Annotated in this window: 19 protein-coding genes and 1 pseudogene; 11 read left to right on the top strand and 9 right to left on the bottom strand. The window is 61.7% G+C overall.

Annotated features, from left to right (window positions below; genetic code table 11):
• The first annotated feature begins 260 nt into the window (after positions 1–260).
• From ABD819_RS17160 to ABD819_RS17150, 3 genes are all read left to right on the top strand, one after another.
• Complete coding sequence (locus tag ABD819_RS17160) at positions 261–719, top strand: ice-binding family protein (RefSeq protein ID WP_345126250.1); 459 nt, start codon at positions 261–263, stop codon at positions 717–719.
• A complete protein-coding gene (locus ABD819_RS17155) occupies positions 709–1896 on the top strand; it encodes a hypothetical protein (protein WP_345126249.1) in 1188 nt (395 codons plus the stop codon). The genes ABD819_RS17160 and ABD819_RS17155 overlap by 11 nt, the downstream gene beginning before the upstream one ends.
• A 1115-nt stretch (positions 1897–3011) precedes the next feature.
• Entirely contained in the window at positions 3012–3551 is a 540-nt protein-coding gene (locus tag ABD819_RS17150) for a T9SS type A sorting domain-containing protein (RefSeq protein WP_345126247.1), read from the top strand.
• Between the two features lie 72 nt (positions 3552–3623).
• Here the strand turns inward: ABD819_RS17150 and ABD819_RS17145 are convergent, their stop codons facing one another.
• Positions 3624–7073, bottom strand: coding sequence for a PAS domain-containing sensor histidine kinase (locus ABD819_RS17145; RefSeq protein WP_345126246.1), 3450 nt, complete (start codon positions 7071–7073; stop codon positions 3624–3626).
• Between the two features lie 160 nt (positions 7074–7233).
• Positions 7234–7908 carry a peptide-methionine (S)-S-oxide reductase MsrA gene (gene msrA / locus ABD819_RS17140; RefSeq protein ID WP_345126244.1) on the bottom strand — a complete coding sequence of 225 codons (675 nt, stop codon included), beginning with the start codon at positions 7906–7908 and terminating at the stop codon, positions 7234–7236.
• A gap of 349 nt (positions 7909–8257) precedes the next feature.
• Here msrA and ABD819_RS17135 point away from each other — a divergent pair, with 349 nt between their 5' ends.
• Positions 8258–8656: a hypothetical protein gene (locus ABD819_RS17135; RefSeq protein ID WP_345126242.1), complete on the top strand. Its 399-nt coding sequence runs from the start codon at positions 8258–8260 to the stop codon at positions 8654–8656.
• A gap of 93 nt (positions 8657–8749) precedes the next feature.
• The gene (locus ABD819_RS17130) at positions 8750–9754 is read left to right on the top strand and encodes a fatty acid desaturase (protein ID WP_345126241.1); all 1005 of its coding nucleotides are present in this window, start codon (positions 8750–8752) and stop codon (positions 9752–9754) included.
• A gap of 84 nt (positions 9755–9838) precedes the next feature.
• Here ABD819_RS17130 and ABD819_RS17125 read toward each other — a convergent pair whose 3' ends face one another.
• The gene (locus ABD819_RS17125; protein WP_345126239.1) at positions 9839–10258 is read right to left on the bottom strand and encodes a hypothetical protein; all 420 of its coding nucleotides are present in this window, start codon (positions 10256–10258) and stop codon (positions 9839–9841) included.
• A gap of 392 nt (positions 10259–10650) precedes the next feature.
• On the opposite strand from ABD819_RS17125, the gene ABD819_RS17120 reads away from it, so the two are divergent.
• Positions 10651–13521 carry a TolB family protein gene (locus ABD819_RS17120; protein WP_345126238.1) on the top strand — a complete coding sequence of 957 codons (2871 nt, stop codon included), beginning with the start codon at positions 10651–10653 and terminating at the stop codon, positions 13519–13521.
• A 182-nt stretch (positions 13522–13703) separates the two neighbouring features.
• Here ABD819_RS17120 and ABD819_RS17115 read toward each other — a convergent pair whose 3' ends face one another.
• Entirely contained in the window at positions 13704–14528 is an 825-nt protein-coding gene (locus ABD819_RS17115; protein WP_345126236.1) for an alpha/beta fold hydrolase, read from the bottom strand.
• Between the two features lie 479 nt (positions 14529–15007).
• Here ABD819_RS17115 and ABD819_RS21590 point away from each other — a divergent pair.
• The 3 genes and pseudogenes from ABD819_RS21590 to ABD819_RS17105 all read left to right on the top strand — a co-directional run.
• Positions 15008–15457: pseudogene (locus ABD819_RS21590) on the top strand (AAA family ATPase); the annotation flags it as partial.
• Between the two features lie 198 nt (positions 15458–15655).
• A complete protein-coding gene (locus tag ABD819_RS17110; protein WP_345126235.1) occupies positions 15656–16366 on the top strand; it encodes an AAA family ATPase in 711 nt (236 codons plus the stop codon).
• Positions 16356–16964 (top strand): DUF4276 family protein, encoded by a 609-nt coding sequence (locus ABD819_RS17105; RefSeq protein ID WP_345126234.1) that lies wholly within the window; start codon positions 16356–16358, stop codon positions 16962–16964. Before ABD819_RS17110 ends, ABD819_RS17105 begins: the two co-directional genes overlap by 11 nt.
• A gap of 6 nt (positions 16965–16970) precedes the next feature.
• On the opposite strand, the gene ABD819_RS17100 is transcribed toward ABD819_RS17105, so the two are convergent.
• Entirely contained in the window at positions 16971–17420 is a 450-nt protein-coding gene (locus tag ABD819_RS17100) for an META domain-containing protein (protein WP_345126232.1), read from the bottom strand.
• Between the two features lie 213 nt (positions 17421–17633).
• Here ABD819_RS17100 and ABD819_RS17095 point away from each other — a divergent pair, with 213 nt between their 5' ends.
• Positions 17634–18083 (top strand): DUF2141 domain-containing protein, encoded by a 450-nt coding sequence (locus tag ABD819_RS17095; RefSeq protein ID WP_345126231.1) that lies wholly within the window; start codon positions 17634–17636, stop codon positions 18081–18083.
• A gap of 156 nt (positions 18084–18239) precedes the next feature.
• Here the strand turns inward: ABD819_RS17095 and ABD819_RS17090 are convergent, their stop codons facing one another.
• Both ABD819_RS17090 and ABD819_RS17085 read right to left on the bottom strand, forming a co-directional pair.
• Positions 18240–18728 carry a YdeI/OmpD-associated family protein gene (locus tag ABD819_RS17090; protein ID WP_345126228.1) on the bottom strand — a complete coding sequence of 163 codons (489 nt, stop codon included), beginning with the start codon at positions 18726–18728 and terminating at the stop codon, positions 18240–18242.
• A gap of 44 nt (positions 18729–18772) precedes the next feature.
• Positions 18773–19771, bottom strand: a complete 999-nt coding sequence (locus ABD819_RS17085; protein WP_345126227.1) for an aldo/keto reductase — start codon at positions 19769–19771, stop codon at positions 18773–18775.
• A gap of 284 nt (positions 19772–20055) precedes the next feature.
• Here ABD819_RS17085 and ABD819_RS17080 point away from each other — a divergent pair, with 284 nt between their 5' ends.
• Positions 20056–20757 (top strand): DsbA family oxidoreductase, encoded by a 702-nt coding sequence (locus tag ABD819_RS17080; RefSeq protein WP_345126225.1) that lies wholly within the window; start codon positions 20056–20058, stop codon positions 20755–20757.
• 81 nt (positions 20758–20838) lie between these two features.
• On the opposite strand, the gene ABD819_RS17075 is transcribed toward ABD819_RS17080, so the two are convergent.
• A complete protein-coding gene (locus ABD819_RS17075; RefSeq protein WP_345126224.1) occupies positions 20839–21288 on the bottom strand; it encodes a GNAT family N-acetyltransferase in 450 nt (149 codons plus the stop codon).
• A 5-nt stretch (positions 21289–21293) separates the two neighbouring features.
• Positions 21294–21983, bottom strand: a complete 690-nt coding sequence (locus ABD819_RS17070; RefSeq protein WP_345126222.1) for a DUF6624 domain-containing protein — start codon at positions 21981–21983, stop codon at positions 21294–21296.
• Positions 21984–21989: the final 6 nt, after the last annotated feature.

The raw sequence follows: 21989 nt of genomic DNA, 5'->3' as shown, positions 1-21989 counted from the left end.
GGGGTATCGTCAGCCGGAAAGTAAATAGTTTATGAATCAATGGTTTGATGACCCTGAAAGGTGAAAAAATAATTTGCTATTTCATTTTTTTCTCCCGAACTCTGTGGCCTTCCTTTTCACTATTCATTCACTTTTTACCCTTAATGTGATGACGCAACCTCATACCCTCTTTTCGATTCTCAGGGCGACCCGCGACCCGCGACCCGCGACCCGCGACCCGCGCCATCGCTGGTGCGATAGGTTTTGTGCTGGCTGCTTTCGTGAGTAGCCCCGCCCAGGCTCAGTACTCCGCACCACCCCTTGGCGTAGCGGCGGCCTACGGCCTTCTGGCGGGCGGGGATATTCAGGCGGCCAACAGCTTGCCGGTAGCTGGAAAAGTTGGCGCTGCCCAAGCCATTTCAGCCACGGTGGTGGCCTCCGACGGAGTATTTGGCAACGGTGCGGCCCCGACACCCCAAGCACTGGGCGCGGCACAGGAGGCCCGCGTCTGGTGTGCCAGCCAAAACGGCAAGGTGCTTCCCGACGGGCTGGCGGGGCAGGCCCTTCCTGCCGGAACCTACGTCCTGAATGGCAACACCACTTTGCCCGAAAGCCAGACTCTTACGCTTACCGGCGATACCAGCAGCATCTACGTTTTCAACATCACCGGCTCGTTGACCTTGCAGGCGAATTGCCGGTTGGAACTGGGCCAACTCGGAAATAGAATACGTGACCGATAACTACTTTGCCAAATGCACCCGGGCGGTGGTCATCACCGGGCAGCAATACGCGCCGTTCGCGCCGGCCATCAGCTGCAACACCATCGAAAGCTGCGACCAGGGCATTGCCGTTGAGAGCAGTGCCACGGTGGGGCAGCTTAGTGGCCCGCCCGGCGGGCCCGGGCCGTTCGGTGTGGAGCCAGTGGCCAATAAATATGCCGGGTTAAACGTGGACGTGCAAAACGACGGACAGTACTCACCACTTAGTTATATAGCGCTTAGTTCACCCAGTGAGTCACCTACCGTTTCCAGCAGTCTGGGAAGGCTTGTTACTATTAATTTTGCTCCTGGCACCCCCTGTAACCAGCGTCCATCTTATGGTCTTGGGGTGAATGGACTATACCGTCCATCGGCCAATAGCAACCCTAAGTGGCAGGATTGGGAAAATGCTATCCAGCAACCCAATGGGGGCGAGCGAGACCTCCATGAGCTAGAACTTAAACTAATTGACTACCGCGAACATGCTGGGCAACTAGCACAACTTGAAATCTATGCCAATACGCTGCCATTAATCAACGATGTGGCTTTTGAGCGGATGAGCATATACCTGATGGAAAAATACCGTCATCTAGGTAGGGAAACCGACGTGAATAGGGTGCGACAAAATTTATTGAGCCAGAGGAGCCAGAACGTAGAGGTACAGCGTCGGGTATCCTGCTTCGATGTAATGGGGCGCTCGGTGAGATTGGTGCCAGGCGCTACCCCCACTACAGCTGATAGTACTGCTTTGGTGGAAGTGGCGGGCTCATCCTCTGGTTTTGCACCTGTAGCCTGTGAAATATTGCGCTACTTCTACCCTCGCACGTTATGTGGAATTAGTGTTGTGTCTGGTAAACCAGTTCAGCGAGATGCCAGAACGCCAGAGGCTGGTGAAAGAGCTGTGTCGACACAGATACGAGCCTATCCAAACCCAGGCAGTGATAAGGTAACAATTCAGGTAACGGGCTCGCGCGACGGGACTAGCGTTTTTCAACTCGTTGAACTGAGAACCGGTCATATTGTGCTAACTCAAGCCTTAGTGGATGAGCGAATGCCCATCATATCGGTTGAAAAGATGGCACCTGGTGTTTATGTCGGTCGCCTTGTAGGTGAAGCAGGCCACTTGCTTTGTACCTGTAAAATAGTGGTTGTTCACTAATCCAGGTTTCTAATTACTTTATCAATTAGGACTAAGTAGCTCCTGCACTATGTTGTAAGAGCTACTTAGTCCACCACACCGGTCATATGCGCTTCAATACAGGTTTTATTGCGATGCTGTGGGGATTTACTATATTCTCCAGTAAGGCCCAACAGTTGATGTGGGAAAAAGGTGAAATGCGAAGCAACACAACAGGAATGAATTATCTAAGCCTATTACCAATAGTGGCACACCAGAGATTCGCCGTTTGTGGTACCTTCGCGCCAATTCAAGCAGGTGCTGGGTGCCGCATGGTTTCGCGCACATTTTGTCAGCTATACAATTTAAACGGCACTTTACAGCGTGAACAATTGGGACGAGGCTTGAGTAATGGCGAATACAGTATGGACCCAGCCATAGGTAGTGGTGGCTGGTGGACGGGGCGAGGATTTCAATGTCAGACAGGTAGTTCTATTACATTGCAAAGGCCATATATCCAGCGGTTCACATCACAGGGCGATACATTGTTAGGGTGGTGGCTAGCCCCTTCTTCGCCACGTAGTACAGTTACTGCTGCCTTGGCCACAGGAAAATACATACTCACTACAGGGATGGTAAATCCAATCAATCAGGTTGGACAAAATCAACAAGTAATATTGACCTGTTCCGATACGTTAGGTCGGGTGCGTTGGCAGCGTAATTATGCTCGCTTGCCTCAATCACAGGATTATTCCACGTCATTGGTGTCAACTCCGCGTGGTGGTTACCTGATTAATGGCGATGCTTACTCGTTTGTTAACTTCGGCTACGACCATTATTTAATTGAAACGGATAGCAGCGGAATACTCCGTCGCCAGCGCTTTATACAGCCACTGGGTTCATCTTTTCGTAGCGGCAGTCGTTATAATTTTGGTTGCAATATTGTGGCGCTACCCAATGCAGCCGGATACTTGATTTCCGGTACAGCTGATTCGCTTGTGGCTGGTACAGCGGGAGCTGCCAAAAGCATAGGGTATGTCATACGACTCGATACGGCTCTGAATGTAGTATGGACCTACCGCCACCCGCCTGCGCTCGCGGGGACGGGAGTCGTGAGTAATTATGCTTATCGGATTCGGTTGCTGCCCAATAATACGATGGGCGTACTACTAACCGATGTGCGGCAGGCAGGTACACCGACTGTATACTTGGCTCAGCTTGATGTGGTTACAGGCCAGCGCGTAGCCTTTTATGCACTATCTAGCAATACACAGACTGCAGTAGTTCCTTATGACTGGCAGTGGGTAGGCGATGGCACCCTGCTTGTCTGCGGCAAGTCGACTCAACTGGGCTTGGCGGGGCAGCAAGGCTACCTGGCCCGGCACGACTTCCGGGGCACCCCGCTGGCCGCGTCCCGCCCCCGGGCGGGCCTGGCCAGTGGCATCGGCCTGTGGGCCTACCCCAACCCGGCTCAGGGCGCAACCACGCTGCAAGTGAGCGGGCTGGGCCGGGGCCCGGCCACGGTGCGGGTGCTGGACCTGGCCGGGCGCGTGGTGCGCACCCGCCCCATAGCCGGCAACGGCGACTACCCCCTGGACCTGGCCGGCCTGCCGCCGGGACTGTATGTGGCCCAGCTGTACGCTACCGTAACCGATGGTCAACTGTTGGGTACCTGCAAGCTGCTGCTAGTGCCCTGAAATTTGGGGTTTCAAATCAGCAAAAAGAGCCCGCTGGATTTGACCGGCGGGCTCTTTTTGCTGATTTGCGACTCACAGGTGAATCCGGAATGTGGTGCCCTCGTCCACCGCGCTGCTGACTTCCAGCCGGCCGCCGTGGTTTTGCACGATGCGGTTGATGAGGTAGAGGCCCATGCCCGTGCCCTCGACGTGGGAGTGGAAGCGGCGGAACAGCTGAAACAGCTGCGGCCCGAACCGCTCCAGGTCGATGCCCAGGCCATTGTCCTGCACCGTGATGATGGGACGGCCGGTGAGCAGGTCGGGGGCGCTGCTGAGGCGGATGCTGGGTGGCCGGCCGGGGGCGGCGTATTTCAGCGAGTTGCTGATGAGGTTGAAGAACACGCTTTGCAGGTGCGGGCGCACGAAATCGACCGCCGGGCAGGTGGTAAAGTCCAGCTCGAACGTGGCCCCGAGCTGCCGCACCTGGTCCTGCAGGCTGCTGAGTACTTCGTCGGCCAGCGGGGCCAGGGCCACGGCTTCGGCGGGCAGCTCCTGCTGCTGGCGCTGCACCTGCACAATGGCGCTGAGGTCGTCGATGGTTCCATAAATCCGGGCCAGGGCGCGCTCAAAGTAGGTGATGAGCTTGATGGCATCCGGGTCGCGGAAGTAGGCCGTGCGGGTCAGCTCCTCAAAAATGCCCGCCATGTTGGTGATGGGCTGCTTGAGGTCGTGCGAGGCCGTGTAGATGAAGTTGTCGAGGTCCTCGTTGGTGCGCGTGAGGCGGGCATTCTGAGCTTCGAGCTGCTGCTGAATCTGCTTGAACTCGTGGATATCGGTGTGGGCACCCACCCACACCGATATCGCCCCGCTTTTGTCTCGAATGGGTTCTCCACGCACCAGAAACCAGCGGTAGTCGCCGTGCTGGTCGCGCCAGCGGGTTTCATCTTCAAAGGCCTCGCCCGTAGCCAGGCTGTGGCCCCACTTGCTCAGGGTGGCCAACAGGTCGTCGGGGTGCACGAGCTGTTCCCAGCCCCAGTTCCGGAGCTGTTCAAACGTGGCCCCGGTAAACGCGTACCAGCGCTGGCTGTAGTAGGTGGCGTTGCCGTCGGGGTTGGTCGTCCAGGCCATTTGGGGCAGGGTTTCGAGCAGCTGCTGAAAGCGGGACTGGCTGGCCAGCACCTGCTCCTGCAGCTGGCGCTGCTGGTCTACGTCGGTGTTGGTACCGTACCATTTCAGCACTTGTCCGCCGGGGTCGCGGCGGGCCTGGGCCTGCCCCAGAAACCAGCGGTACTGCCCATCGTAGCGCCGCAGGCGGAACTCGGCCTCGTAGTAGCGCTGGCTGGCAATGGCGGCCTGCCAGCGCTCCTGCATCCGGGGGAGGTCGTCGGGGTGCACGAAGCTGAGCCAGTGGGCGGCCCCGTTTTTTTCCATCGACTCGCCCACGTAGGCCGCCGTGCGGTGGTTATAAAAGTCCACGGTGCCATCGGGGCGGGCCGTCCACACCTGCTGCGGCAGGCTCTCGGCCTGAATGCGCAGCTCCTCTTCGCTCCGGGTCAGTCGCTGCTGCAGCTCGCGCAGCTCGGTCACGTCGGTGTTGGTGCCAAACCAGCGCACCACCGCGCCGCTGGCGTCCCGAATGGGCCGGGCCCGGCTCAAGAACCAGCGAAACTGTCCATCGTGCCGCCGCAGCGGGAACGTGTCCTCCCAAGGCTGCCCGGCCTGAATGGCGGCCAGGTAGCGCGCATTCACGTCCGTCACCAGGGTGGGGTCGTGCACCTGTATCCAGCCCCAGTCCTGCATGGCTTCCAGGGTCGAGCCCGTGAAATCGTACCACTGCTGGTTGTACCAGAAGATATGGCCGGTGGCGTCGGCCATCCAGGCCAGCTGCGCGATGTTATCGGCCAGGGCGGCAAAATCGGCGCGGCTGCGGGCCAGCTCCCTGGTGCGCTCGTGCAGCTCGTGCACGTCGAGAAGGTAGCCGTGGCGGCGCACCAGCTGGCCACTGGCGTCCAGCTCGGGCACGGCCACGGTCATGAACCAGCGGTACTGGCCATCGTGGCGGCGCAGGCGCAGCTCCACCTTGCCCACCTGGGCCGTGGCAATGCTCTCCTGGATGAGACGGGCGGACCCGGCCTGGTCGTCGGGGTGCACCGTATCCGGCCACAGGGTGTCTACCTCGGCCCACGGCCCGCCTGCTGCCTGGCCCGTGTAGGCATACCACTGGGGGCTGATGTACATGGTACGGCCCGCCCCATCGGTGATAAAGGTGACGATGGGCAGCACGGCGGCCAGGTGGCGCAGGCGGGCATCGGCGGCCCGCACCTCGGCCTGCAAGGTATCGGCTTCGTGCCGGGCCAGCACCTGCTCGGTCACGTCGAGGCTGTAGGCGAGTACGCCGGGGGCCGTGCGCTCGTCGCCGGCCAGTGGCAGGTAGCCAAAATTATGGTAGTGCTCCCGCAGCGTGCCGGTGGCCGGGTCGACCAGGGCACTGCGCTCTTCGTGGCCCAGCAGGGGCTGGCCGGTGTCCAGCACCTGTTGCAGCAGGCGCAGGTAGCCCTGGCGTGCAATTTCGGGCAGGCTCTCGGCCACGGTGCGGCCCACCGCCGCCCGTGGGCCCATGGCTTGCCGGGCCTGCCCCGACAGAAAGGTAAACGTCAGGTCCGGCCCGGCCATCGTGCTGATGGTGAGCGGCAGCTGGTCGAGAATGCGTTGCATGAGACGCTGCTGGGTATCAATCCGCAACTGGTCGCGGTGCCGGGCATCCACGTCGGTGCACAGCCCAAACCAGCGCCGCACCTGGCCATCGGCCCCGCGCTGGGCCGCCACGTGCGAGCGGAACCAGCGGTATTCGCCATCCACGCCCCGCATCCGGAATTCCAGCTCGAAGGCCTGCTCCGAAACCAGCGCCTCCGCCCAGCGGGCGTGCATGCCCGCCAGGTCGTCGGGATGCATAATGTGCTGCCACAGGTCCTGCTTAGCCGCCGGGGGCATGCGCAGCACATCGTGCCCGGTGTAGTCGATGAAGCGCTGATTGGTGTAGTTGAACTCCCCGTGGGCGTTGGTCGACCAGATGAGCTGGGGCAGGCTTTCGGCCAGGAAGCGAAATTGCTCCAGCTCGTGCGCCGCCTGCACGGCAACCTGCTGAGCCAGCAGCTGTTCGCTCACATCCAGCAGGCGCACCACCACGTAGCGGGGCTGCACCAGTGGCACCGGCTGCAGCGTGGCCTGCCAGTAGCAGCCGGTTTCGGCCGGGGCCGGGCGCAGGGTTGGCAGTAGCTCCCGCACCTCCCCGGCCCAGGCGGCCGCCAGGCCGGCTTCCCAGGCGGCGGCATCGGCCAGCACCAGGCCGGCACTCTCGGTGGTGGCCCGCAGGGCGGCCAGGGGCTGGCCGGGCAGCGCGGCGGCGCTGCCGGCTGGCAGCAGCCGCGCCAGCGCGTCGTTCAGGCCCAGCAGGGTGCCATCGGGGGCTAGTACGCCGTGCGGGGCCGGCAGCAGCGCAAACAACAGCTCAAAGTCCAGCGCGGGCACGGCAGAAAGCAGCATAAGTAGAGAAGACTTGCAACGGAAGAACCAGCAGAGGGCGGCTTCCTTTTTCAAAGATAAGCCGTTGCCGGGGCGCGTAAAAATCCAGCCGCCCGGTGCCCACCAAAAAGCCCCGGCCGTTGCGGGCCGGGGCTGGTTGGGCGTGTGCCGCCCGGTCTTTTTACAGCGGGCTTTTCAGGTCTTTGGGAAACAGTTTCTGCACGTGCTCCACCTTGGCGGCCGAAACGTGGGCGAGGTAGGGGTTTTCGGGGTGCAGGCGGTAGTAGCCCTGGTGGTAGTCCTCGCCGGGCCAGAACTTCTGGAATGGCACCACCTGGGTCACGATTTTGCCGCCATACTGCTTCGACGCGTTGACTTTGGCAATGGTGGCCTCCAGCATTTTCTTCTCCTCCGGCGTGCGGTAGAAGGCGGCCGAGCGGTACTCGGGGCCGGCATCGGGCCCCTGGCGGTTGAGCTGGGTGGGGTCGTGTGCGGCGGTGAAAAAGATATCGGCCAGCTTCTGGTAGCTCACCACGTTGGGGTCGTAGTAAATCTGCACCGTTTCGGTGTGGCCGGTGGTTTGCTCGGCCACCTGCTCGTAGGTGGGGTTGGCTTTGGTGCCGCCGGCGTAGCCGCTCACCACCTGCTTCACGCCTTTTATTTGCTCAAAGGCTTCTTCCTGGGCCCAAAAGCAGCCCCCGGCGAAAGTAGCCAGGGCCAGCCCGGTTAGGTTGGCCGGGGCCAGGCCGGCCGTGGAGCGCGGCGGATTCTGGGCCTCGGCCGGCTGCTGCGAGCCGCAGGCAAACGTGAGGGCCAGAATACTCAGGCTGGCAAAAGATTTCAAACGGTTTTTCATGGATTAGGAATGAACGTGAATGGGCCACAGCCGGCCGGTGCCCGGCGGGTAGACGCGTAATTGCCGCCACCCTTACAGCCCTTGCCGAACAGCAGAAAGACCATACGAATTCCGGCTTCACCTGGCTTGGCAGCGGGCTCGGGCATTAGCATAACCGTGCGCGCACATCACCTGTTCGGGCCCTGCCGGTTTGGGCAAAACAGAGGTGCGTATTGTTGGATACGTATTTAACGCAGATTGATAACCCTGGCCAACCGTGTTAAACTGATAATCGCAGAAATGAGAACCGGGCACGAATCTTTTTCTACGTATTGACCGTAGCGAGGAATCGTTTCGTTTTGAATGACCCATGGCCCTGCAAATCCTACTTGAAGAACCTAGCATTACCATTGCCTACGACCATCTGAACGATTGGCTTTACGCCGACTGGCACGGCGAGCATGATTTGGCCAGCGTGCAGCACGGCGGGCTGGAGATACTGCGCCTGATGCGCCAGCAGCGCTGCCACAAGGTGCTCAACGACAACACCCGCGTAACCGGCATGTGGAGCGAGGCCGCCGAATGGGCCGGCAAAGAGCTTTTTCCGGAGTTGACGGCCGCGGGCCTGCAGTATTTTGCCTGGGTGTATTCGCCCAATCTGTACAGCCGTTTATCCACGGACCTGACCCTGCAATTCACGGCGGGCAGCCCGGTGGTAGCCACCTTCGACGACCTGGCCACCGCCAAGGCCTGGCTGGCGCAGATGTAGCATCGGCCCGGCTTACAAGCTGAGCCTAATTGCCGTATTTTTGTCTGAAAGCCCCGGCGCGCTTCCGGTTGTCGTGCCTGCTTTTCGCTACTTATGGCCTCCGCTCCTACTGCTTTCACCGTGGCCACGGCCACCGAGCCGCACCGCGTGCGCACCCGCCAAATCATCAAGGCCCACCCCGAGGTGAAGCAGCTGATGACGCGCAACCCCACGACCTTCCTCATTGGGGCGGGCTGCGTGGCGGCCCAGGTGGCGCTGGCCTACCTGCTGCGCAACCAGGCCTGGTACTGGACCATTCCGGTGGCCTACCTGGTGGGCGCGTTTTTCTCACACACGCTGTTTGTGGTCATTCACGAGGCGGCCCACAACCTGGTGTTCCGCAAGCTGTGGCAGAACGTGGCCACGGGCATTCTGGCCAACTTTCCGTCGGTGTTTCCCACGGCCATCAGCTTCAAGAATTTCCACATCAAGCACCACGTTTTTCAGGGCGTGCACGAGCTGGATGCCGACCTGCCCGACTGGTACGAGGCCAGGCTGATTCAGAACTACAGCATTGGCAAGGCCGTCTGGCTGTTTTTCTTTCCGGTGTTTCAGCTTATTCGCACGGTGCGCTGCCGCGAAGTGGCGACCGTGGACCGCTACGTATTCGCCAACATCGTGGCCCAGGTGGCGTTCGATGCAGCTATCGTCTATTTCTTTGGCTGGACGGCCCTGCTCTACCTCTTTCTCAGCTTCTGGTTTTCGGTGGGCCTGCACCCGCTTGGGGCCCGCTGGATTCAGGAGCACTACCTCACCCTCAGCCCCGAGCAGGAAACCTATTCCTACTACGGCCGGCTCAATGGCATCAACCTCAACGTGGGTTTCCACAACGAGCACCACGACATGCCCAGCATTCCGTGGAACAACCTTCCCAAGCTCAAAACCGTGGCTCCCGAGTTCTACGAGCCGCTGCTGGCCCACACCAGCTACACCAAGCTGTTTTTCCAGTTCTTGTTCGACCAGGAAATCAGCCTCTACTCGCGCATCACGCGCAAGGAGCGCGGCACCGCCACCCTCAAAGACCAGAGCGTGCCGGATAAGGAGCTGCTGTCGGCCTAAACAGCCAGGTTGGTAATCCAAAAACAGGCCCCCAAATTCAGTTTCGGGGGCCTGTCTTTCTTCTTTGCAGTGGGAGGTGTGCGACTAGCGCGGCCCGGGGCCGCAGGCCGTGGTGCCCACGTTGCTGAGCACCAGGCGCGGCACGGGGCCTTTCACCCCGTCGGCGGCGAGGCAAGTGAAGCCGCTGTGCTGGCGGTTGGGGTCGTTCACGGCGGTGAAGTGCAGGGTGAGGCCCACGGAGTTCATCCGGCCGTAATCCGAGGTATTCACCACGGCGATGAGGTTGCGGCCCAGTAGCGAGTCGCCGCTGGCGCCGCGAATCGTGGCCGGTGCACCGATGGGAAACGCGGAGGTTACTTCAATGAGCATGCCGTCCATGCAGGTGTAGGCTACTACCCGGCCCGAGTAGCAGACGGCCGGGGAAACGTCCGCGTCTTTTTTGCAGCTGAGCAGGGAGCCGGCCACAACGGCCAGCAAGCCCAGGGAAAGGAGTTTGTGCGACATGATAATGAGGTAAGGGAATTGAAGGGAAGAACCCAATTATTCTCTTGACCGGTGAGTTGCGCGCAGCGTTGCACGGGGGCATAAAAAAGCGGTGGCCTTCCCGAAAGCTGCCGCTTTCTTACAGCGGTTTCCAAGTCCATGTACAGCGTTAAAAGTTGAGAGTTAAAAGTTAAAAATCAGACGTAGTGGGTTTTAACTTTTAACTCTCAACTTTTAACTGTTTTCAAAAATGTACACTGACTCGGAAACTGCTCTAAAGGGCTGGTTGCGTCAGCCGCACACAACGTATCAGCCGTTGCCAAACCGCTTCAGTGCCTCAGAATCGCACCGTCGTATTTCTGCCAAGCCACGAGTACCGTTCTTTAAGGCCCATTTCAGAAATACCTGCTTTTATGCGTCGTTTGTTGTTGCCGGGACTGCTCGGGCTGCTGATTGGCGGGTCGGCCCACGCCCAAAGCCTGCCCGTGCTGAGCCAGAATCCGCCCGCGCTGCGTTGGCAGGAGGTGCGTACCCCGCATTTCCGGGTGTTGTATACCGGCGGGCTCGACTCGGCGGCGCAGCGCACGGCGGCGCGGCTTGAGCAGCTGCACCAGCCCAACGGCGCTACGCTGGGCGTGAGCCCCCGGCCCATTTCGGTGGTGATGCAGAACCAAACCACGGTCAGCAATGGCTTCGTGACGTTTTTGCCCCGGCACGCCGAGTTTTTCACCACGCCGCAGCAGGGCTTCGGGCTGGGCACCGTGGACTGGCTCGATGGTCTGGCCGTGCACGAGCTACGCCACGTGGGGCAGTTCGACAAGGCCCGGCAGGGCGTGGGCCGGGTGCTGCGGCCGCTGCTGGGCGATGGCGCGCTGGGCGTGGCCGCCGTGGGCGTGCCGCAGTGGTTTTTCGAGGGCGATGCCGTGGGCACCGAAACGGCCCTCACCCGCAGCGGGCGCGGGCGCATCCCCAGCTTTGGCGTGGGCCTGCGGGCCAACCTGCTGGCCGGCCGGCGCTACTCCTACCAAAAGGCCGTGAGCGGCTCCCTGCGCGACCAGGTGCCCGATTGGTACGTGCTGGGCTACTTCATGACGTCGTACCTGAAAGCCCACCACGGGCCCGATATATGGGCCAAGGTGCTGGATAGGTATTACCAATTTCCCTTCTATCCGTTCTCGTTTTCCCACGGCATCCGGCGCACGACCGGCCTCACGGCGGAGCAGCTGTATGGCCGAACCATGACGGAAATCGACTCGACGTGGCGGGCACAGCAGGCGGCGCAGCCTCCTGCTACGCCGGTGCGCGAGCTGCGCACCTCGGCCTCGGAGCGGGTATTTACCCAGTACCAGTACCCGCAGTACGTGACCGACAGCACGGTGCTGGCCCTGAAAACCGGCCTCGACCAAATCCCGCAGCTCGTGCTGCTGAGCCGCCACGGAGCCGAGCGCAAAATCTTCGTGCCCGGCCAGCTCAACATCCCCGAAATGCTCTCGGTGAACGGCGGCAAAGCCGTGTGGCCCGAGTTCCAGCAGCACGCCCGCTGGGGCCAGCGCATCGCCTCCGAGCTGAAGGTGCTGGACTTGAAAACCGGCCGGCTGACTCGCATCGGGCGCGGGGCGCGCTACGCGGCGGCGGCCCTCTCGCCCGACGGCCGCCGCCTGGTGGCCGTGCGCACCGATGAGGCCTACCACCACGCCCTGGTTATGCTGGATGCCGAAACCGGGGCCGAAATCCAGACCCTGCCCAACCCCGCCAACGACTTCTACCAGCAGCCCCGCTGGCACCCCGACGGCCGCCGCGTGGTAGCCGTGGCCCTGAGCGCGGCCGGCAAAACCATTGCCGTATTCGACCCTGCTACCGGCACCGCCAAAGTCCTGCTGCCGGTAGCCAACGTGAATCTGGCCAACCCCCAGCCCTGGGGCGACTACGTGCTCTATAACTCGTCGCAGTCGGGCGTGGATAATATTTATGCCGTGGACCTCACCGGCCGGACCTTCCGCTTGACCAGCCGGCCGCTGGGCGCCTACCACGCCGCCGTGGCCCCGGATGGCCGCAGGCTGGCCTTCTATGACTTCCGCGCCACCGGGGCCCGCATCGTGGAAATGCCGCTGGACCCCGCCGCCTGGGTGCCGCTGGCGACGGCCGCCAAGACCGAGGCCCCGGCCATTTACGTGGCGCAGCTGGCGGCGGGGGAGCCCGGCGGGCAGGCGGTGCCGCGCCTGCTGGCCCGGCCCGATTCGGCCCGGCCGCGCTACGGGGTGCGGCGGTACTCGCCGCTGCGGCACGCCTTCAACCTGTTCAGCTACGGGGTGGTGCAGAGCCCGGCCGGCAACGCCGTGCGCCTGGGCCTGCGCTCCCAGGATTTGTTGAATACGACCCAGGTATTTGCCGGCGTGGGTTACGACCAGGTGGAGCGCACCTTCAGCGCCACCGGGGCGCTCAGCTATCAGGGCCGCTTCCCGGTGCTGGACGTGGACGTGACCTACGGCGGGCGCGATGCGGCCGTGCTCTTCCAGGGCCGCACCATCCGCGACCAGTGGCAGTACACCCGCCTCACGGCCGGCCTGCGGCTGCCGCTCAACCTCACCCATTCCAAATACTTCCAGGGGCTGTCGGTGGGCGCTTATTTCCTGCACGAGCGGGTGTACGACTACAACCTGCCCGTGCGCAAGCTCTCCGAAACCGGCCCCAATACGCCGCTCAATGCCCTGCAAACCACCGTGAGCTACGCCACCCAGCTCAGGCGGAGCGCCCGCGACGTGGCCCCGCGCGGGGGCGGTACGCTGCTGGGCACCGGGCGCACCACGCCGTTTGGCACCGGGCTGCGGGCGCGGCAGTGGGCCGCGCAGGGCAGCGTGTTTCTGCCCGGTCTGCGCCGTCACGATGCCATCCGGCTGCGGGCCGGCTACCAGTGGCAGGACCAGCTGCAGTATCAGTTTGCGCCGGCCGTATCGTTTCCGCGCGGCGAGGGCTACACCAGTTTCGACCGCCTCGCCGCCGTCAGCTTCGATTACAGCCTGCCGCTGGCCTTCACGCACTGGGAGCTGGGCCGGCTGCTCTACGTGCAGCGCCTGCGGGCCACCGTGTTTGGCGACGTGGCCCGGGGCAACGATTTCCGGGGGCGGGCCGCACAGCTGCGCTACCGCAACGTGGGCCTCGATGCGCTGGTGCTCTTCAACGTGCTGCGGCTGCGCACGCCCATCGAGGCGGGCGTGCGGGTGGTGTATCGCGCTGAAGTAGGCACCTGGGTAGTGGAACCGCTGGCGTTTGATATCCGGCTGTAGGGAGGTGGGGCTAGAAGAAGCAGGTGGAAAGAAGAGACGAAGCTAAAAAGAACGTCATGCTGAGCGAAGCCGAAGCATCTCGCTCGCATCGTTCAACGATTGGATTACTACTCCACGCGAGATGCTTCGACTTCGCTCAGCATGACGTTCTTTTTGTTCCCTTTTTACCCTTCCTTCCCTCGCTACTCCCGCGTCAGGAAAGAATCCAGGGCCGAGAGGGTTTCCTGGGGGGCGCTGAGGTGGGGGCAGTGGCCGTTGGTTTCCATCACTACGAGGCGGCTATCGGCCAGCTGCTCGTTGATGTAGTGGCCCACGGCGAGGGGCGCGATAACGTCGTGTGCCGACTGCACAATCAGGGTGGGAATGGTGAGGAAGCCCAGCTCCGTGCGCGTGTCGGAGCAGAAGGTGACGCGGGCGAAGTGCCGGGCGATTTCGGGGTTGGTGCGCAGGAAGCTGTTGGTGAGCTCCAGCACCAGCTCGGGGCGGTCCTGCTGGCCCATCATCACGGGAGCGAAGCCCTGCGACCAGCCGTAGTAGTCGCTCTCCATGGCCGCCAGCAGCTCGTTGATGTCCTTTTGCTCGAAGCCGCCGACGTAGCCTGCCTCGTTGATAAAGCGTGGGGAGGGCGAAATGAGCACCATTTTGGCGAAGCGCTGGGGCTCGCGCACCGCCGCCAGCACCCCAATCATGGCCCCCACGGAGTGACCCACAAATACGACTTCATGCAAAGCCAGCGCCCTGAGCACGCCCAGCAGGTCGGTGGCGTGGCCGGCCAGGGTGCTGTGGGTGGTGGCGGGACGGTAGGCGGCCTGGTCCGACTGGCCGGCCCCAACCAGGTCGATGAGGACCACCCGGTACCGGTCTTCAAAGGCGGGGGCCACCAGGTGCCAGTCGTGCTGGTTGCCGCCCAGGCCGTGCAGGAAAACAATGGTTTGCGCGTGGGCACCGGTGGCCCCCGAAACGGTGACATTGCTCCGTTCCAGGATGGAGGTAAGGGGAGGGTGCATAGAATGCTTGGGAGAAAAAGGGAATGGGTGCGGCGGCTAATGGCAGTGCTTGCCAGCTATGATGCAATCAGTCAGGTTGGATTTTTTGCCGGCCGGGGCATCTGCCCTGATTCAAACCCCGTTGGTGGGTCGGCTCAAAATACGTGTACCCCGAATCTTCATTCCGGGCCGGCAGAACGAGCTGTTTGGGCGGGCCGAAACAAAACTTCGGGGTACACGGGCCGGGGCTTGTTTTAGGCGGGCCGGGTGGTGCGGGTGGCGTTGGCGTTGGGCTTGCGGGCCGACTGGTAGGCGGCGAAGAAGTTGCCATGTCGTCATGTCATGCTGCCGGGTTGGTTAGCCTCGCCGCCGGGCTGGCAAGCACGGTAGCGGGGCCGGGGAGCACGGCGGCCGGGGAATGGAGCATCCCGGCGGCAGTTGGTAGAATGGGGGTTAGGGGTGGGAGTGTGGTGGAAAGGAGTGCGGGAAGGTAGGCAGGAATGGGGAGAATGAAAGCGGTGAAAGGAACAAGGTTGTTAAACCGCTTTACTTTGCACAAAACCCTATTGCATATGCCCACCAGTGCCCAGGCTCCGGCCGTGCCCCGCCTCACGTATCTGCGCATCAAAAACTACCGTGCCCTACGCGACGTGGAGTTTCGCGACCTCACGCCGCTCACGATGCTGATTGGGCCGAACGGCAGCGGAAAATCCACGGTGCTGGATGCGCTGGATTTTTTGGCGGAGGCAGTGCGGGGGAATCTGGTGGGAGCGTGGGAGAAGCGGAACCGGTTTGCGGGGATGCGGACGCGGGGGAATGAGGGCGGTATTTTATTCGAAATGAAAATTCAATTATCTAATCACGGTTCTGATTTTCATTACCTCTTAGAAGTTGATAATGAACAAGAAAATGTTGTTGTCAAAAAAGAATGGTTGAAAGCTGTCGATAAAAAGGGTAAAAACGGTGTCATTGAAACTGACTTGTTTTCAGTATTAGGCCCATACAATAAGAGCCATAATGCTGTCCGCATGAGGCACCAGAATCAGTATATCGAAAAAAGCGGTAATGAGTACTGGGAAACTAAAGATGAATCAGGTATTGCGGTTTTGAAGTACGAAACGCTGCTCTCTGTGACAGGAATCCTTAAAGTGCCTTTTACAACTCAGATAGCTACTCTAAAAAAACTTTTATCTGCTTACCGCTACATCCACCTCACCGATGACCATCTGAAAGGCTACTCCGACGCGGGCCCGCGCGAAAAGCTTTCGCCCAACGGCGACAACCTGCCCAACGTCCTCTATTACCTGCACACCAGGCACCCGGAAACGCTCGCCAAAATCACGGCGCAGATGCGGCGCTGGGTGCCGGGGCTGGCCGATATCGTGACGGAAATAACCTCGGATGAGCGGCTGCTGCTGCGCTTCAAGGATGCGCCGTTTGAGAAGCCCTTGCCGGCGCAGTACATGTCGGACGGCACCATGCGGCTGGCGGCCCTGCTCACGCTGCTCTATGAGCCCGACGCGGCCGGGCTGCTGGGCCTGGAAGAGCCCGAGAATGAGCTGCACCCGCAGCTGCTGGCCGGGCTGGCCGAGGAGCTGCTGACGGCGGCCGAGCAGCGGCAGCTGCTGGTGGCCACGCACTCGCCGGCGCTGCTCAATGCCCTGGCCCCGGAGCAGGTGTGGATACTGCACCGCGGAGCGGATGGCTACACCCAGGCCACGCGGGTGGCCGACCTGCCGGGCATTCCGGCCATGGTGGAGGAAGGCTCGCCGCTGGGCTACCTGTGGGCGCGCAACTTCTTCGACGTGGGCAACCCGTTGGCTCCTGCCGCCCCGCCCGCCGGTACTCATGCAGATTGAGTTTCTGGTAGAAGAGCCGTCGGCCAGGGCCGCGCTGGAAGTGCTGCTGCCCCGCCTGCTGCCGGGCCAAACGTGTCGCATCCGGGATTTTGACGGCTGGCAGGACTTGCTGGGCAGCCTGCCCGCCTTGCTGCGCGGCTACCACAAGCGCATCGCCCAACACGGCCAGGCCGACCTGCGCGTGGTGGTGCTGCTGGATGGCGATGGCATCGGCCCGCGCCGCAAGGCCGATTTGGAAGCCCACGCCGCCCGGGCGGGGCTGCTCACCAAAAGCACGGCGGGGCCGGGCCAGGTTTTTCAGGTGCTGAACCGGGTGGCGGTGCAGGAGCTGGAAGCGTGGTGGCTGGGCGACCGCGCCGCCATTATGGCCGCCTATCCCGGCGTGCGGCCGCATCACTTCAAAGGCACTCCCCCCAACCCCGACCAGCCGCCCAAGCCCAACGACGTGCTGTGGACCGTGCTGAAACAGGGCCGCCACTTCCTGGCCGGCAAACGGAAAACCCAATGGGCCACGGATATCAGCCAGCACCTGGACCCGGCGCGGAATACGTCGGCCAGCTTTCGGTGCTTTTGCCAAGGGCTGGCGGCGCTACGCTAGGAATGTTTACCGCCCGGCCCGCCGAAACACCAGGCGCGGCGCGGCGGCGCTGGCATCATATAGGCGCAGCTCGGAGCCGCTGATTTCGTAGCGGGCGGTGAGGGCCAGGTTGTCGAGGTACTGGGTTTCGAGGGCCTGCACGGGGCAGGTGGCCCGGGTCGGAATCTGGGGCGCGATGCGAAGCTGCTGCCCGCCGCTGCCGAGGCTGAAGCGGCCGCTGAAGTTGTTGCACGGCCCCAGCCCCACGGTGCACTTGCCGAGGCCCACGAACTCGATGTAGGCCCGACTGGTACCGGAGTAGCTGGAGGCGGCCACCGGGGCATTGTCGACGCTGGCCAGCAGCCAGCGGGTTTCGAGCAGGGCCGATTGCGTGGGGGAGGCCCCGTTGTCTTTTTCACAGCTGGCCAGGGCGAAAGTGGCCAGAAAGGCCAGCGGCAAAAGGGGCCGAATAGTCATGAAAGCAGCAAGTGAGCGTGAGACTGTAATGATAACAGGAAACGGGAAGAAAAGGCTGGCGCGGGGTATTCGCCGGTGCTGAGGTTAGCTCGGAATTCGGCCCGCTGGCGGGCGGGCGAGCCAGCCCAAAACCAGCCCCCGCCGAACTCTTTGCGTAAGCCCCGGCGTTGGGGCCATACTTTCCACCCTCCCTCACCTCAGTCAATTCCGCTTATGAACGTGTTGTCGCTTTGCTCGTTGTTGATTGGTGCTAATTTGTTGGGAGCCGCCATGCCGGCTGCTGCCCCAGCCGCCGAAACTGCCTCCGTGACGGTGAAAGTATCGGCCCTGGCGTCTACTTCTTCCACCGTGAAGCTGTATTTCTACAACACCCGGGCGGGCTTTCTGAAGAGCGGCAAGTGGGCGTTTTCGAAGTCGGTGAAGCCCGAAGGCAAGCGCGAAATCACGCTGCCCGTTGAGTTGCCCAAGGGCGAGTGGGCCGTGGCCATCACCCAGGACATGAATAACAACGACAAAGTCGATAAGAATTTCCTCGGGATTCCGACCGAGCCCTATGCCTTCTCAAACAACATTCGCCCCACGGTGGCCGCGCCCGATTTCAACGAGTGCAAGTTTATGGTCGACGGGCCAGGGCGGGTGGTGAGCATCGTGCTGAAGGATTAGCTGTAGCCAGCTAAATAGTCATCGAAACGGAACGTCATGCTGAGCGAAGTCGAAGCATCTCTACCTCAATACTAATCCATTGATTGGGTTTAGTATTGAGGTAGAGATGCTTCGACTTCGCTCAGCATGACGTGCCTTTTTGCCCTTGCTACCCGCTCACTCGCTCCGAAACGGGTGCAGGCCGCGCCCCAGCCGCTCTACCAGGGCTACGGCGCGGCGGATGCGGGTTTCGGGCTGCCTGGCCTCGGCTACCCGGTAGGCCATGGCCCGGCGATGCGCGCCGCTGTAGCTGTTGAAAGCGGTTTCGGCCTCGGGCCACGCGGCGAAGGCTTCGGCCAGCTCGTCGGGCAGGTCGACGTGGTCGGGATTGGGGTCGAGGGCGAGCTCTACGTCCAGCTCCTGGCCCAGCTCGATGCCCACGGCCCGGCACAGGTCCTTGTTCAGCATGAGGTAGCGGCCGCCGCCTTCCAGTGGCAGCAGGCCCAGCCGCAGCGCCTGCCCCCGAATGGTGGCCACGACGCGCTTCAGGCCCTTGCCGCCCAGCGCCAGCCACACCTCGGCGGGCACCACGATAATCTGGGTGGGCATGAAGCTGGGGCCACCGGGCTCCAGCGTGGCACGGAAAGAAAGGGTGGAAGACGACATGCCGGCAAATGTAGGAACCCGCCGTGTCGCGCCCCGGCCCGCGCTCAGGCCGTGGCCGACTGCAACCCGGCCAGCTGCTTCCTGATGAAGTCAAGCTCCTCAAACGTCAGCTTCAACTCCATAGCTCTTGCATTCTGCACGGACTGCTCGGGGTTGCGGGCCCCCACCAGCGCCACCGAAATACCAGGCTGCGCCAGCGTCCAGCGCAGCACGAGCTGGCCGACGGTGGCGTTTTTGGTTTCGGCCAACGGGCGGATTTTGTTCAGCATCGCATTCACGCGGGTAATGCTTTCGGGCGTGAACAGGCGGTGGCCGTTGCGCAGGTCGCCTGCGTCGAACTGCTGGCCGGGCTTCATCTTGCCCGTGAGCAGGCCCAGCTGCAACGGGCTGTACACCAGAATAGCCTTGTTGTTTTCGAGGCAGTACGGCACCACATCGGCTTCAATGTCGCGGCGCAGCATGCTGTAGGGCACTTGGTTCGAGACGATGTTCAGCGTCTTTTCGGCTTCCCGCATCTGGGCCACCGAGTAGTTGCTCACGCCGGCGGCGCGCACTTTGCCCTGCTCGATGAGGCGGGTCACGGCCTCCATCGTTTCGTCAATCGGCGTGGTCACGTCGGGCCAGTGCTGCTGGTAGAGGTCGATGTAGTCGGTGCCGAGGCGGCGCAGGCTGTCCTCACATTCCTTGATAATGCTGGCGCGGCCCGCGTACTTATACACGTCGAGGTCGTGGCCGTCGTTGTCCTTGGTTTTCATGGCGAAGTCGCCCCTGGCCAGGTCCCAGCGCATGCCGAATTTGGTGAGGATTTGGACCTTGTCGCGGGGCACGGTTTTGATGGCTTCACCCACGATTTCCTCGCTCAGGCCCTGCCCGTAGATGGGCGCGGTGTCGATGCTGGTCACGCCCAAATCATAGCTGGCGTGGATGGCTCCCACGGCGTCATTCTGCTCGGTGCCGCCCCACAGCCAGCCCCCGGCCGCCCAGCTGCCAAAGGTGATGCGCGAAACGGTGACACCGGAGTTGCCTAATTTTTGGTATTCCATGAGAATGCGTAGTCAATTGAAAAGAGTGGGCTCACTGAAGCCGGGCTTGTTAACCGGGCTTTTAGGACGAAGGTTGTGAACGGGCAAATAAGAAATAATGAGGCCGTCATGCTGAGCGGAGCCGAAGCATCTTGCTCGCACCGTTCGACGATTAAGTTACTACTGCAAGCAAGATGCTTCGGCTCCGCTCAGCATGACGTGCTGTTTTACCCAATCTTCCCGCCGAAACTTTTCCTCGTCTCCATCTCTTCTAACTCCTTCCATAGCTCCAAAAATCCACCGATATGAAAGTTGAAATCTGGTCTGATGTAGTGTGCCCGTTCTGCTACATCGGCAAGCGTAAGTTTGAAAATGCCCTCAAGGAATTCGCGCACCGCGACGAAGTGGAAGTCGTGTGGCACAGCTTCGAGCTGACGCCCGACTTCCAGCCTATTCCCGGCGAGAGCATCCACGAATCACTAGCCAAGAAAAAAGGCGTTTCGGCCGAAGAAGGCCGGAAGATGAACGACTACATGACCGGCGTCGCCAAAGAAGTGGGTCTGGCCTACGACTTCGACCGCGCCATTCCGGCCAATACCTTTCTGGCGCACCAGCTCATCCACCTCGGGGCCCACCACGGCCGCCAGGATGCCACCAAGGAGCGCCTGATGGCCGCTTACTACCTCGAAGGCCAGAACATCGGCGACCTCGAAACCCTGGTAAAACTCGGTGCCGAGCTGGCCTTCGACTCCACCGAAACCCGCGCCGCCCTCACGGCCGGCACCTACGCCGAAGCCGTGCGCCAGGACGAGTACCACGCCCAGCAAATCAACGTGCGCGGCGTGCCCTTCTTCGTGTTTGAGGACAAATACGCCGTGTCCGGCGCGCAGCCCACCGAGCTATTCGCGGAGGTGCTGGAAAAGGTCTGGGACGAGTTCAAGCCCGCCAAGCCGGCCCTGACCATGGTGGCCGATGGCCCCGCCTGTGGGCCGGAAGGGTGCGACTAACTGGGATGTTATCCTGAAACCAGAACGGTCATGCTTCGGCTCCGCTCAGCATGACGTTTTTATTTGCACATTATCAGGGATTTACGCTCGCCGCATCGGGATGTGCGGAATGCCGTCCTCCACGTACATCGGCCCGCACTGCTCGTAGCCAAACTCGTTATAAAACCCTTCCAGGTGCTGCTGCGCGCCAATTTTGTTGGCCTGCTGGCCAAACAGCGCATCGGAATGTGCCAGGGCCTGCCGCATCAGCTCGCGGCCCAGGCTGTAGCGCCGGAACGGCTGCGCCACGATAACGCGCCCGATGCTGGCTTCGGTGTAGCACTTGCCGGCATCGAAAAGCCGGGCATAGGCCACCAGCTCGCCGGCTTCGTTGTAGCCCAGCAGGTGGTAGGCGTCGATATCCTGGCGGTCAATGTCCTGGAACACGCAATTTTGCTCCACCACAAACACTTCGGAGCGCAGGCGCAGCACGTCGTAGAGAATCAGGGGCGGGAAAGATTCGAAGGGGAGGCAGTGCCAGCGGATGGTCATAAGGGTTAGTTTTTGGGCATTTTCTCAACTTCTTTCAGCGTCACCACGCGATAGGGGATGCCCAGCACGGCGGCATTCTGCTCCACGGTGGTGCTGAAGCCGGCCTGCCTGCGCCGGGCATTCACCGCGTCCGCATCCTTGATGGGCCACACGAAGGGCCGCTGCGCCTCGCGCCGGCCGGTGGCGGGATTGGTGATGTTGTAGCCCATGGCCTGCGTGCCATACAGCTGCTCTTTGCCGGTGCGCATCAGCTGGCGGTCCAGCATCTGGGCATAAAGGTAAAAGGGTAATTCGCCTTTGCCAGCGGCCTTTTTGATGAGGGGCAGGTACTGGTCAATGGCATCGGAGTGCTGGATAACCAGCCACGCGGTTTCGTTCGCGGGCTCGCCCACCAGCGACTTGCCGGGGTAGCCATACTGCTTCAAAATGGCTTTGATACGAGTCAGATTAGTCGAATCCGTCTGCAACAGCTGGAGTGGAACGTAGTCGCCGAGACTTTCGCGCGTCACGCCCAGGGCGCGGGCCAACGAATCGGGCCGCCGCGCAATGCGCTGGTCAAAGAGCATCATCCGCCACCGCTGGTCCACAGTGTGAATGCTGTCCAGCTCACGCTTTAGGAGCGGATTAAGCGGACTTTGGGCCGCTACTTGCTGAGCGAGTAGCCCCAGCAGCAAGCCAAAAACCAAAAGTTTCATAAGCAA

It is taken from the genome of Hymenobacter antarcticus, assembly GCF_039539545.1.
GTDB classification, from domain to species: Bacteria; Bacteroidota; Bacteroidia; order Cytophagales; family Hymenobacteraceae; genus Hymenobacter; species Hymenobacter antarcticus.
This window is presented reverse-complemented; position numbering and strand designations above follow the sequence as displayed.

What these genes read in the sequence shown, in the direction of transcription:
- ABD819_RS17105 (WP_345126234.1), top strand. Translation starts at nt 16,356, where the DNA reads ATGCAGATTGAGTTTCTGGTAGAAGAGCCGTCGGCCAGGGCCGCGCTG.
- ABD819_RS17135 (WP_345126242.1), top strand. Translation starts at nt 8,258, where the DNA reads ATGGCCCTGCAAATCCTACTTGAAGAACCTAGCATTACCATTGCCTAC.
- msrA (WP_345126244.1), bottom strand. Translation starts at nt 7,908, where the DNA reads ATGAAAAACCGTTTGAAATCTTTTGCCAGCCTGAGTATTCTGGCCCTC.
- ABD819_RS17075 (WP_345126224.1), bottom strand. Translation starts at nt 21,288, where the DNA reads ATGACCATCCGCTGGCACTGCCTCCCCTTCGAATCTTTCCCGCCCCTG.
- ABD819_RS17070 (WP_345126222.1), bottom strand. Translation starts at nt 21,983, where the DNA reads ATGAAACTTTTGGTTTTTGGCTTGCTGCTGGGGCTACTCGCTCAGCAA.
- ABD819_RS17125 (WP_345126239.1), bottom strand. Translation starts at nt 10,258, where the DNA reads ATGTCGCACAAACTCCTTTCCCTGGGCTTGCTGGCCGTTGTGGCCGGC.
- ABD819_RS17150 (WP_345126247.1), top strand. Translation starts at nt 3,012, where the DNA reads ATGGGCGTACTACTAACCGATGTGCGGCAGGCAGGTACACCGACTGTA.
- ABD819_RS17130 (WP_345126241.1), top strand. Translation starts at nt 8,750, where the DNA reads ATGGCCTCCGCTCCTACTGCTTTCACCGTGGCCACGGCCACCGAGCCG.
- ABD819_RS17085 (WP_345126227.1), bottom strand. Translation starts at nt 19,771, where the DNA reads ATGGAATACCAAAAATTAGGCAACTCCGGTGTCACCGTTTCGCGCATC.
- ABD819_RS17115 (WP_345126236.1), bottom strand. Translation starts at nt 14,528, where the DNA reads ATGCACCCTCCCCTTACCTCCATCCTGGAACGGAGCAATGTCACCGTT.
- ABD819_RS17080 (WP_345126225.1), top strand. Translation starts at nt 20,056, where the DNA reads ATGAAAGTTGAAATCTGGTCTGATGTAGTGTGCCCGTTCTGCTACATC.
- ABD819_RS17090 (WP_345126228.1), bottom strand. Translation starts at nt 18,728, where the DNA reads ATGTCGTCTTCCACCCTTTCTTTCCGTGCCACGCTGGAGCCCGGTGGC.
- ABD819_RS17095 (WP_345126231.1), top strand. Translation starts at nt 17,634, where the DNA reads ATGAACGTGTTGTCGCTTTGCTCGTTGTTGATTGGTGCTAATTTGTTG.
- ABD819_RS17100 (WP_345126232.1), bottom strand. Translation starts at nt 17,420, where the DNA reads ATGACTATTCGGCCCCTTTTGCCGCTGGCCTTTCTGGCCACTTTCGCC.
- ABD819_RS17120 (WP_345126238.1), top strand. Translation starts at nt 10,651, where the DNA reads ATGCGTCGTTTGTTGTTGCCGGGACTGCTCGGGCTGCTGATTGGCGGG.
- ABD819_RS17145 (WP_345126246.1), bottom strand. Translation starts at nt 7,073, where the DNA reads ATGCTGCTTTCTGCCGTGCCCGCGCTGGACTTTGAGCTGTTGTTTGCG.